This window comes from Streptomyces sp. NPDC004647 (genome assembly GCF_040609575.1).
GTDB lineage: Bacteria > Actinomycetota > Actinomycetes > Streptomycetales > Streptomycetaceae > Streptomyces.
The window spans coordinates 1-11167 of record NZ_JBEXKU010000082.1 but is presented as its reverse complement, the minus strand read 5'-3'; the positions used below and the strand labels follow the sequence as shown (position 1 = coordinate 11167).

General features: G+C 69.9%; 12 protein-coding genes. 8 read left to right on the top strand and 4 right to left on the bottom strand.

The window, feature by feature from the left end:
• Window positions 1-371 precede the first annotated feature (371 nt).
• The 5 genes from ABZW18_RS28170 to ABZW18_RS28150 all read left to right on the top strand — a co-directional run bounded on the left by ABZW18_RS28170 (window position 372) and on the right by ABZW18_RS28150 (window position 5275).
• A complete protein-coding gene (locus ABZW18_RS28170) occupies window positions 372-1157 on the top strand; it encodes a pyrimidine reductase family protein (protein ID WP_356192680.1) in 786 nt (261 codons plus the stop codon).
• A 133-nt stretch (window positions 1158-1290) separates the two neighbouring features.
• Window positions 1291-1749 carry an indole-3-glycerol phosphate synthase gene (locus ABZW18_RS28165; protein WP_356192677.1) on the top strand — a complete coding sequence of 153 codons (459 nt, stop codon included), beginning with the start codon at window positions 1291-1293 and terminating at the stop codon, window positions 1747-1749.
• Between the two features lie 44 nt (window positions 1750-1793).
• Window positions 1794-3269: a UDP-N-acetylmuramate--L-alanine ligase gene (murC, locus tag ABZW18_RS28160; RefSeq protein WP_356192675.1), complete on the top strand. Its 1476-nt coding sequence runs from the start codon at window positions 1794-1796 to the stop codon at window positions 3267-3269.
• 14 nt (window positions 3270-3283) lie between these two features.
• The gene (gene msrB / locus ABZW18_RS28155) at window positions 3284-3691 is read left to right on the top strand and encodes a peptide-methionine (R)-S-oxide reductase MsrB (protein WP_356192672.1); all 408 of its coding nucleotides are present in this window, start codon (window positions 3284-3286) and stop codon (window positions 3689-3691) included.
• Window positions 3692-3856: 165 nt separating this feature from the next.
• Window positions 3857-5275, top strand: a complete 1419-nt coding sequence (locus tag ABZW18_RS28150; RefSeq protein WP_356192670.1) for a DUF234 domain-containing protein — start codon at window positions 3857-3859, stop codon at window positions 5273-5275.
• Between the two features lie 274 nt (window positions 5276-5549).
• On the opposite strand, the gene ABZW18_RS28145 is transcribed toward ABZW18_RS28150, so the two are convergent.
• Window positions 5550-6203, bottom strand: a complete 654-nt coding sequence (locus ABZW18_RS28145) for a MerR family transcriptional regulator (protein ID WP_356192668.1) — start codon at window positions 6201-6203, stop codon at window positions 5550-5552.
• Window positions 6204-6295: 92 nt separating this feature from the next.
• Here ABZW18_RS28145 and ABZW18_RS28140 point away from each other — a divergent pair, with 92 nt between their 5' ends.
• Window positions 6296-6721 (top strand): DUF3291 domain-containing protein, encoded by a 426-nt coding sequence (locus ABZW18_RS28140; RefSeq protein WP_356192665.1) that lies wholly within the window; start codon window positions 6296-6298, stop codon window positions 6719-6721.
• Between the two features lie 78 nt (window positions 6722-6799).
• On the opposite strand, the gene ABZW18_RS28135 is transcribed toward ABZW18_RS28140, so the two are convergent.
• The gene (locus ABZW18_RS28135; protein ID WP_356192663.1) at window positions 6800-7048 is read right to left on the bottom strand and encodes a DUF397 domain-containing protein; all 249 of its coding nucleotides are present in this window, start codon (window positions 7046-7048) and stop codon (window positions 6800-6802) included.
• Window positions 7045-7875 carry a helix-turn-helix transcriptional regulator gene (locus ABZW18_RS28130; protein WP_356192661.1) on the bottom strand — a complete coding sequence of 277 codons (831 nt, stop codon included), beginning with the start codon at window positions 7873-7875 and terminating at the stop codon, window positions 7045-7047. Before ABZW18_RS28130 ends, ABZW18_RS28135 begins: the two co-directional genes overlap by 4 nt.
• A gap of 154 nt (window positions 7876-8029) precedes the next feature.
• On the opposite strand from ABZW18_RS28130, the gene ABZW18_RS28125 reads away from it, so the two are divergent.
• Both ABZW18_RS28125 and ABZW18_RS28120 read left to right on the top strand, forming a co-directional pair.
• Complete coding sequence (locus ABZW18_RS28125) at window positions 8030-8497, top strand: ATP-binding protein (RefSeq protein ID WP_356192658.1); 468 nt, start codon at window positions 8030-8032, stop codon at window positions 8495-8497.
• A 207-nt stretch (window positions 8498-8704) separates the two neighbouring features.
• On the top strand, window positions 8705-10795 hold the full coding sequence (locus ABZW18_RS28120; RefSeq protein WP_356192656.1) for an NACHT domain-containing protein: 2091 nt from the start codon (window positions 8705-8707) through the stop codon (window positions 10793-10795).
• A gap of 93 nt (window positions 10796-10888) precedes the next feature.
• Here ABZW18_RS28120 and ABZW18_RS28115 read toward each other — a convergent pair whose 3' ends face one another.
• Complete coding sequence (locus ABZW18_RS28115; RefSeq protein ID WP_356192653.1) at window positions 10889-11089, bottom strand: hypothetical protein; 201 nt, start codon at window positions 11087-11089, stop codon at window positions 10889-10891.
• Window positions 11090-11167: the final 78 nt, after the last annotated feature.

Sequence of the window (11167 nt, the reverse complement as noted above, 5' to 3'; positions counted from 1 at the left end):
GGGACGGCCCCTTTTTTCCGGACGCGGCCCAGGGACGGCCCGCTTACTCCGGACGCGGCCTGGGGACGCTCCGTCCTCTTCGGACCCGGCTTGGGCGCGCTCCGTTATCTCCGGACGCGGCCGGGGGCTGCCCGTTCTCTCCGGACGCGGCCTGGGGACGCCAGGCTGCTCGTGCTGCCGCGGGCCGCTCCCGGGCATGCCACCCGGGATCACCTGGGAGTCCGAGCGCCCCGGTCCGGCTTTCCGACACCCCGGCCCGGCTTCCGGCGAAGGGCGGGGCGGCCGGAGAGGCCGGGGCGCACCAGGCGGGCGGTCCCGGCCGCTCGCCCCGTGTCGCCCGCCCGGCGAGGGTCCCGTGCCAGACTGCCCGCATGCGACGCCTGCTCCCCCCGCCCACCGACCCCACCGGCCCTGACCTGCTCACCGACCGTGCCTGGGAGCTCGCCGAGCTCGCCGACGCCTATGCCTATCCCGATCCGACCGGCACCTCCGGGCGGGCTTGGCTGCGCGGCAACATGGTGTCCTCGCTGGACGGTGCCGCCCATCACGACGGGCGTTCGAAGCCGCTGTCCTCCGACGCCGACATGCGGATCTTCGGCGTGCTGCGCGGGCTCGCCGATGTCGTCGTGGTCGGTGCGGAGACCGTACGGCAGGAGGGGTACCGGCCCGCCCGGGTCCGGAAGGCGTTCGCCGACCGCCGCGCCGCGCTCGGCCAGTCACCCGCCCCCGCCATCGCCGTCGTCACCGCCAGCCTCGATCTGGACTTCTCGCAGCCCCTCTTCACCGAGCCGGCGGTCCCCACCATCGTCCTGACGGGCGGCGCGCACCACGCCCGGCGCGCCGACGCCGCCCGCGCCGCCGGCGCCGAGGTGATCATCGCCGGGGACGGTGAGGGCGTGGAGCCGGACCGGGCCGTACGTGCGCTTGCCGAGCGGGGCCACACCCGCCTGCTGACGGAGGGCGGCCCGCGCCTGCTCGGGCAGTTCGCCGCCACCGGAGATCTCGACGAGCTCTGTCTGACGCTCGCCCCCCTCGTCGCCGTCGGCGCGGCACCGAGGATCATGGACGGTCATCCGATCGCCGTGCCGGAACGATTCGCTCTGACGTCCGTACTGGAGGAGGCCGGGTTCCTTTTCACCCGTTACCGTCGGATCTGACAAGGGATGGAACGCCGCGGGCCGGTCAGCCTCAGCCGGGCGGACCTAAACTCGCAGATCCCCGTTACGGACACGGGGCAGGATGGTTTCCGTAGGGGCCTGCCCGGGCCCGCGAGGACAAAGGGGTCCCGCCGTGTTCACGACCGTACTCATGATCGAGAAGCCATTGGTCCCCAGCGACGTGGAGCTCGTCACCACGCTGCACGGGGACGAGACGACCTCCTTCGTCGTCCTGATGCAGCCCCACGGCGATCAGGACCGCCTGCTCAGGGCCCTGGACGACGTGGCCCTGGGCGAGCTGGACGAAGCCGTCCGCGAGGGCGAGGAGCCGTCGGGCAAGGACGCCGCCGAGCGCGCGCTCGCCCACTCCATCGAGGTGCTACGCGCCGCCGGCAGCGAAGCCGTCGGCCAGCTCGTCGAGAAGCACCCGCTGGACCTGCTGCGCTCCATCGTCGAGCAGACCGGCGCCGACGAGGTGATCGTGCTGACCCGTCCCCACCTCGTCGAGGAGTTCTTCCACCGCGACTGGACCTCACGGGCCCGCCACAAGGTCGGCGTCCCCGTGCTCAAGCTGTACGCGCACACCGAATAGGCTGGCGGGCGCATCCACCGCCCAGCGACCCGGGAGACACACGCATGGCACCGGCCGGCTTTGCCACCGAGGACTCCGAGGACTCAACGGAGAGCAAAGACGGAGCGCAGCTGAGCCCGTCCGCGCTGGACCGACCGCACTTCATCGGCATCGGCGGCGCCGGAATGTCGGGCATTGCGAAGATCCTCGCCATGCGCGGTGCGCGCGTCGCCGGGAGCGACGCACGTGAGTCCGCCACCGCCGAGGCCCTCCGCGCCCTGGGTGCGACCGTGCACATCGGCCACGCCGCCGGACACCTCGCCGACGACGCCACCAGCGTGGTGGTCTCCAGCGCGATCCGCGCCGACAACCCCGAGCTCGCCCGCGCCGCGGAGCTCGGGATCCCCGTCGTGCACCGTTCCGACGCCCTCGCCGCGCTGATGGAGGGCCTGCGCCCGATCGCCGTGGCCGGCACTCACGGCAAGACGACCACGACGAGCATGCTCGCGGTCAGCCTCGGCTCACTGGGCCTGAAGCCGTCGTACGCGATCGGCGGCGACCTGGACGCCCCCGGCTCGAACGCCCAGCACGGGGAGGGCGAGATCTTCGTCGCCGAGGCCGACGAGAGCGACCGCAGCTTCCACAAGTACGCGCCCGAGGTCGCGATCATCCTGAACGTGGAGCTCGACCATCACGCGAACTACGCCTCGATGGACGAGATCTACGAGTCCTTCGAGACGTTCGTCGGCCGTATCAGGACCGGCGGCACCCTCGTCATCTCGGCCGACCACGCGGGCGCGCGCGAGCTGACCGGGCGGGTCGCCGGGCGGGACGGGCTGCGGGTGGTCACCTACGGCGAGGCCGAGGACGCCGACGTACGGATCGTGAAGGTCACCGCTCGTGGCCTGACCAGCGAGGTCACCGTCCTGCTCGGCGGGCGGATGCTCACCTTCACCGTCTCCGTCCCCGGCCGCCACTACGCGAGCAACGCCGTCGCCGCGCTGGCCGCCGGATCGGCGCTCGGTCTGCCCGTGCACAATCTCGCCTCCGCCCTCGGCTCGTACACCGGCGTCAAGCGCCGCCTCCAGCTCCAGGGCACCGAGGCCGGAGTCCAGGTCATCGACTCCTACGCGCACCACCCCACCGAGATCGCCGCCGACCTCGAGGCGATCCGCGGAGGCGCGGGCGAGGGCCGGCTGCTCGTGGTCTTCCAGCCGCACCTCTTCAGCCGTACGCAGGAGCTGGGCAAGGAGATGGGCGAAGCGCTCACCCTCGCGGACTCCTCGGTCGTCCTCGACATCTACCCGGCCCGCGAGGACCCGGTCCCCGGTGTCACCAGCGCGCTGATCATCGACGCGGCGGCGGCGGGCGGCGCGGACGTACGCGCCGAGCACGACATGGCCGCGATCCCCGAGGTGATCGCGGGAATGGCCAAGCCCGGGGATCTCGTTCTCACCATGGGGGCGGGTGATGTGACCGATCTCGGTCCCGCCATCCTGTCCCGTCTGGGAAAGGGCGGCCCGGCCCGCCCGGAAGCCTGAGGAGAGGTCCGCAGATGTCGTACGACGTGGAGAAGCCGGACGAGCAGTGGCGCGCGGAGCTGTCCCCGGCGGAGTACACGGTGCTCCGTCAGGCCGGCACCGAGCCCGCCTTCACCGGTGAGTACACCGACACCAAGACGACCGGCGTCTATGAATGCCGGGCGTGCGGAGCCGAGCTCTTCCGCTCCGACACCAAGTTCGAGTCGCACTGCGGCTGGCCGTCGTTCTTCGACCCGAAGGACTCGGATGCCGTCGAGCTGATCCAGGATCACTCGCTCGGCATGTCACGCACGGAGGTCCGCTGCGCCCGCTGCGGCTCCCACCTGGGCCATGTCTTCGAGGGCGAGGGCTACCCGACCCCGACGGACCAGCGCTACTGCATCAACAGCATCTCCCTGCGACTGGCGCCCGACGAGGGCTGAGCGCGCCTCGTTCGTCAGCACATCCAGCGCCGAGCGCACCCCCCGGCTCCTCGCACTGCACCGCCCGCTCGAGTGAACAGCGTATAGCTAACGTCCATGTTCCTAACTTTGACGTTAGTATCTACCTGTGTGCTGAGCGAGGCGACAGCATGGAGGAGCGGCGGCATGGCTGATTTCGTAGGCAGACGGAACGAGCTCGAGACACTGCGTCGCGAGCTGGGCAAGGTGGAGTCCGGGGTCGGCGGGGAGCGGCCTGGCCGGTGCGTGATGCTGAGGGGGCGCCGCCGGGTTGGCAAGTCGCGGCTGGTCGAGCGGTTCGCCGAGCGGTCCGGTGCGCCCTTCCTCTTCTACGCTGCCACGGGGGCATCGCCGGAGGCCGACCTGGCGCGGCTTGGTCGGGACGCTCAGTCATCCAACCTGCCGCTGGCGGGTCTGCTGTCAGCGGCACGCCCGGCGAGCTGGGACGCCGCCTTCGACGTACTGGCCGCGGCACTGCCGCACGACCGGGCGAGCGTGGTGGTCATGGACGAGGTGCCCTATCTGATGGATGAGGAGGGCGCGTTCGAGGGCATGCTTCAGCGGGCCTGGGACAGGGCGCTGGAGACCAAGCCGGTTCTGTTGGTTCTCATCGGCTCCGACCTGTCGATGATGGAGGCGCTGAACAGCTATGGGCGCCCGTTCCACCAGCGTGGACGGGAGATGGTGCTGGGCCCGCTCAACCCGGCGGAAGTGGGCGAGATGCTGGGTCTTGACCCGGCTGCGGCGTTCGATGCGGCCTTGATCACCGGCGGATTGCCCCTGATCTGTGCGGAGTGGCCGCACGGCGCCGGGATGTGGCACTTCCTGGAGGCCGCACTCAGCGATCCGGTCTCCGCCTTGCTGGTTTCGGCGGAGCGGTCGCTCGCTGCGGAGTTCCCCCAGCAGGTACAGGCCCGCACCGTCCTGTCCGCGATCGGAAGCGGTGAGCGGACTTTCTCCAACATCGCCCGTGCCGCAGGCGGGATCGGGGCGACGCCGCTCCAGCGGTCGCTGGGGATCCTCGCGAACAAGCGGGTGATCGCGGCGGAGCTTCCCGTGTCCACGAAGCCCTCGAAGGACCGCCGCTACCGGGTCGCGGATCCCTACCTCCGCTTCTGGCTGAAGCTTCTCGGCCCGGCAATGGAGGAGATCGAGCGGGGCCGGGGCGACCTGACGCTGCGGCGAATTCGCGAGAACTGGACCAGCTGGCGTGGTCGCGCCGTCGAACCCTTGGTGCGCGAGGCGCTGGCACGGCTGCTGCCCGACGCGAACCTCCCCGCCGCTCCGGCCATCGGCGGCTACTGGACCCGTACGAATGATGTCGAGATCGACATCGTGGGGGCGGACCGTGCGCCCATCGCAAAGGAGCTGTTGTTCGTCGGCTCAGTGAAGTGGCTGGAGAATTCCCCCTTCGACCGGCACGACCTCGCCGCGCTGCACCGCCACCGCGCCGCGCTCACGCCCGATCCCGTGCCTGTCGTCGCGGTCTCGCGCAGCGGGTTCGCGTGCACGGGACTCGACGCCGCATACGGTCCGGCGGAACTCCTCACGGCGTGGCGCTCCTGAGCGGGCCGGGTACGCGCACGCGGAAGGCGGTGACGTCACCCGCGCCCGGCGGCCGCCAGTGACTCGCACCTTCTGGTGGACTCCGGCGGGCGCCACAGGGTCTGTTGGGGCGCGACCTCAGATTCCGCATCCCAGGGCTGTGCGGGGTATCGCTCGGCGGCTCGGCGGTGTCGAAACGCGCATGCGGCCGCGGAACCGGCGCCGGACCGGCGCCGCAGGCCGGCAGCGGGCGACGACGTTGACGCGCGGCGCCGCGAGGGTCGATCGGCGTGGGTCAGTCGGTGTTCCGCCGGGCCGATTCGTTCTCCTGTGCCAGACGGCGCAGTGCCATGAGTGTCGGTTCCAGAAGGATCGTCAGAAGCACTGCCCGCTCGGCCTGTTCGAGCGGGTCCTCCGTGACCTGCAGTTGGTCGAGGTCCAGGACGGCGGTCTGCTGGGCGAGTTCGGCGTACGGGACGAGCGACCGCCAGTCGTAGTCCAGGCCCAGTGAGCGCAGTGTCTCCAGGGTCTCGGCGATGACGCTCTTGGCGGGGGCGTCCTCCGAGACCTGCCAGCCCATCTCGTCGACGAGTGCGTCTGCTTCGGCCGCCCCGGGTCCGCCCTGCTCGCCTGCTCCCTCGCCGTCACCCGTTCCCTCCGCCTTCCCCTTGCCGTCGATGGGTTTGGCGCCGAGGGCGAGTCCGAGCACTTCATGCACATCGCTCTCGTGCTCGGAGATGGCTCCCAGGATGTCCCTGGTCGCGCTGACCGACAGTCCCCGTACGCCGATCAGCGCGCGGATCAGCCGTAGCCGACGCACATGCGGCTCGCCGTACTCTGCCTGGTTCGCCGCCGTGGCCCGGCCGGGCGGCAGCATGCCCTCACGGAGGTAGTACTTGATCGTCGCGATCGGCACACCGCTGCGACGGCTCAACTCGGAAATACGCACGCGCTCCTGCTTCCGGCTAGCTAATGGGTAGTGGAACTGTCTATTATGGATACCACTACTCGCCACTCACCACTCATGGAAGCGAGACTACGGTGCCGACACTTCCCTGGACGACCCCGAACCCGGCCCCGCCGCACACCCGGGCCTACGTCATGGCCTCACGCTTCGAGGTGCGGTCCGGCGCGGACGTACCGCGCTTCTTCCTGAAGTCCCTTTCCGCATGGGGCCAGGTGCGAAAGGCGCCGGGCGCGTTCGGAGCCTCCCTGATCGCCCAGCCTCTCAAGCGCGTCTTCTTCACGCTGTCCGCGTGGGAGGACCGCGACGCCCTCTACGGGTACGCCAGAACCGAGCCGCACCGGAGCGTCATGAACAGCATGCGGAAGACCATGCGGATCTCTACCTTCACCTTCTGGGAGGTCCCGGTCGAGGAGTTGCCGATCACCTGGGACGACGCGAAGCGCCGCCTCGCCGAGCAGGCGGCGTTGGACGCGGCGGGCGATGGCCGTCCCGCACACTGACCCGAGGGCTTGGCGCCTGCACGACGCCGTCGATCTTCCCGCGCCGCCAGGTCATCCCTCGTGGACGAATGCGGGGCGTCAGCTCCGGGTCGCGGCGTACGAGACGAACGCTGACCAGGTGGCGGGGGAGAAGGTGAGTTGAGGGCCCTGCTTGTCCTTGGAGTCCCGGACGTGGATGGCCTCGGGGCAGGAGGCGACCTCGACGCATTCATCGCCGTCGCCTCCGCTGTGGCTGGACTTGTGCCAGGAGAGGGCGACCTCGATGCAGCTGTCGCCGTCGGAGCCGCTGTAGCTGCTCTTGAACCAGGACAGCTCGGTGCCGCTCATAGCGCTCCTCGCATTCGCTTCAGCAGACTCACGGAATCATCGGGAGTGAGAGCCTGTGAGCGCATCTTGGCATACCGCTGGAGCATGATGCTGACCTCTTTCGCGTCAGAGATCAGCATGCCGCCACGCTGTCCTTCTGAGTACCCCAGCCACTGGTGATCCGGGGTTTCCAGGAGTTGCATGGGCCCGTCGAAGCCAGCATGCTGCGGCTGGCGGAGTGGCATGATCTGCAGCTCGACATTCCACATCTCGGCGCAGTTGAGCAGATGGTCGACTAGCTCTCGGGTGACCTCCACTCCGCCGGTGCCTCGCTCGATCAGAGCCTGTTCGACGATGAAACTGAACGCGATGGGGGGCTTGCGTCGGAGAAGTTCCTGGCGCGCCAGTCGGGCGGCCACCTGCCGTTCGACCTGCTCTTCATCCTTGAGTGGTGGGACGCTCAAGGTCACGGCCCGAGCGTATGCCTGCGGCTGCAATAGGCCGGGGATCACGCGGCACTCGTACGTGCAGAGGCTGACCGCCTGCTCCTCCAGCGTTGCCCACTGGCGGAACCACGCTGCCAGTCCCGGCCGCCGCGCCAAGTGCCGCGCCGCCGCGCTCAGCGTTCCGAACGCGTCGAGTGCCTCCTCCGCGCGGTCGATGAAGTCCGATGGCGGGAAGCGGCGGCCCTGTTCGATCGAGGCGACCATCTGTGGTGAGTACCGCACCATCGGGGCCAGTTCCTCCTGGGTGAGTCCTGCCCGCTCCCGGAAGACTTTGGATACGGCGCCGAACGCCTTGAGGCTGTCCGACGACTCCGGCTCGTTGTTGCCCGCGCATCCCGCCATGTCCGGTCACCTTCCGTAATGTGCCCACCCGTTTCCAACCGGTCCATGGTTACAATCCGTTACCCGTACTGTCCACCCTGAGTGCCCGTACGCTGACCCTGCGTACGGTCCGCACGCCTGGTCATCACGCCCGCGGGGCCGCCACCGTAAGGGCATGCCGGCCCAGCTTCAGCCCCAACATCCCGTCACCGTATGTGTGTTCAGGCAGCGTTTCAGCGCCACTCCTCGCGGCGCCCGCCTCGCGCGGCGTCTCGCTCTGCATCGCCTCGACGGGTGGGGCATCCCGTACGGCTCCGAGCTCGCCGACTCCGCCGCCGCGATCGTCGCCGAGCTCGCCGCGAACGCCGTCACCCATGGCCGGGTTCCCGGGCGGGACTTCGAGGTGTGCATCAGCCTGCTCCCCGGCACGCTCCGGATCGAGGTCAGCGACACCCGTACCGAGAGGCGCCCGCCGTGCCCCGGTGCCGTAGTTCTGCCGCCGTGTGAGTCCGAGTCGGGCAGGGGTGTGTTTCTGGTCGCGGCACTTGCCGACCGCTGGGCCGTCCTCGACCGCGTGCCCGTCGGCAAGACCGTCCGCGCGGAGCTGGATCACGGCTCGGGGCGGGAGGGCACGATGGAGTGACGCACCCGCAGAGGCGTCAGCTTCGGTTGGGGTGGGCGAAGTCGGCGATCAGGCTCCAGTCCGAACCCCCGTGCTGGTCGGGATACTTGCTGCGCATCGGCGGCCACGGCGGCTGGGGTCGACGGTTTCCAAGGTGCTGTACGGCTACCGAGTAGTAGACAGGGTGATCGCCTGTCCGGGCGGGGACGGCGCAGGAAGATGGCCCCCATGGTGGGATCTCGTACACACCGGGTGGGCCTCCTCTTTCTTGGGATGCTGGTCATGAGCCTGGCGCTGGCGCTGTGGTTGTCCAAGCAGTTCCAGGTGGCATCGATGGCCGCCACCCTTATGAGCGTGGTGATCGCAGCACCCAGCACCGGGTTGGCCTGGTTCGCTTACCGCGGTGACCGCAACGAGGCGGCCTCGGACCTGGACGCGAAAGCCAGGACCCTGGCGGCGGCGGTCCTCGCCGCCGAGAGGGACCAGGTCAAGCAGCTGCTCGGCCGGGGCGGCCACCGCATCGACCTGACTTTCCGCTACTCCCCGGAACCGGCCAATAACGCTGCCGGCGCCGGCCCCCAGGGCCGTCTCAGCGATGTCCTGTGCTACTACCGGCAGTTGCAGCCCACCCGGCTGGTCATCACCGGTGAGCCCGGCGCCGGCAAGACGCTGCTTGCCCTGCACCTGCTCCTCGCCGTCCTGGCCGACCCGGCCCGCACCGACACCGACCCCGTCCCGGTCCGTCTCGCACTCACGGGCTGGGACACCGTCCAACCGCTGAACCGGTGGATCGCCGAGCAGGTCAGTGAACGCTTCCGCGACCGGGGCATCACCCCCGCCGACGCCCGCGCCCTGGTCGACCAGCACCGGATCCTGCCCGTCATGGACGGCCTGGACGAGATGGACCCCGACAGCACCCCCGTCGCCCGCCGCCGCGCCACCCGGGCTCTGGACCAGCTCAACGCCTACCAGAACGCCATGGGCAGCGCGCCCGTCGTCCTGACCTGCCGCACTGCCCAGTACGCGGAACTGGCAGATGTGGACGTACGCATGCGCGAGGCCGCCCGCGTCCAGATCGACCCCGTCGACCACAGCCAGGCCGACGCCTACCTCACCGCCCGCATCACCAGACCCCAGCGCTGGGAACCCGTCCGCACCACGCTGACCGCAGCCCCCGGCGGCACCCTGGCCCGCTCTCTGGACACCCCCTGGCGGCTCAACCTGGCCGTCACCGTCTACGAGCAACGCCACCCCGACACCCTTGCCTACCTCCACGATCCCGCCGACCTGTGCGCCCTCGCCTCCCCCAGCGCCGTTCGCGACCACCTCCTGGCCCGCTACCTTCCTGCCGCCACCAGCCAGCACCCCAACCACGCCGACCGCTACACCCCCCAGCAGACCCACCAATGGCTCTCCGCACTCGCCACCCACCTCGCCACCACCCCAACCACCGCCGGCCCCGGCACCGACCTGGTACTCCACCAGTTATGGCCAATGGCCGGCCCCAAACGTGTCCGCATCGCGGACAGCCTCATTACCACTCTCGTCACCCTCGCCTTCGCCGCTCTCCTTCTGAGCCAAGTCCCCACCGGCTTCCCCACCCGCCAGCTAACGGCTGCCACGTCCCCCGCCCTGGCCGGGGTCCTGGCCATCTGGCGGGCATACAGCGCTTCCGTTCCCGCCCCGAGAACAGGCCAGCTCCAGCGACTGCGGAGCCCGGCCCAACACCGCCAGCTGGGCCAGACCATGACGGGTGGGCTGGCAGGCGCGCTGGCGCTCGGGCTGATAGGAGCGCTCGCGGGCGCGCTGGCGCTCGGGCTGACGGGAGCACTGGCAGGAGCACTGGGGGGAGTGCTGACGGGCGGGCTGACCGGCGCGCTGGCGTTCGCGCTAACGGATTCCGCAGCAGATACCGCCCCGCGAACCGACTTCGTCCCACCCACCGACCCCCGCTACCCCGTCAGAGACGATTTCCTCGTGGGTCTGGTGCTCGGGCTGACGGGCGCGCTGGCGGGCGGGCTGATGGGCGGACTGACGGGCGGGCTGGCCATCGGGCTGACGGTGGGGCCGACGGCCGGGCTGTGGTTCGGAGTGACAGGCGGCCTGGCGATCGGGCTGACATCGGGCATGTACGTGATGGGAGGTGCGGGCCGCCGCTATCTGGTGCTCCTGTGCTGCTCCCGAGGCCGGCTCCCCTGGAAACTCGGCGCTTTCCTCCACTGGACCTATGGAGCGGGACTCCTGCGGATCTCCGGCATGGCCTACCAGTTCCGCCACCGGGAACTCCAGGACTGGCTCGTCGAACATCCCCATCCGTAACCCGGCCTTGGGACCGGCGAGTTCGCACGTTCCGGGTTCTCCACCCTCGGCGAATGAGACTCACGCAGGCAAGCGGGTGTGGTCCCGCCAATTTCACAGCTTGCCGGTGATGACTCCGCGCCAGGTCCACCCCGCGCCCAGGACGGTGTCCTGCAGGGGGTTCTTCAGGTCAGAGCTGTCGAAGCTGAACGTCTCGGTCGCTTCGAGGCCGCCGTCTTCGCCCCCGCCGAGCGTCCAGCGCTTCGAGACCGTCTGTACCTGGCCACGTTGGGCCTCGGGGGAGTGTCTAATCAACGGCGGATCTGCTGATCAAGGAGAGACGCCGAGTGAGCGAGACGATGATCGGGCACGAGTCCGTCGAGGAGTCGGCCG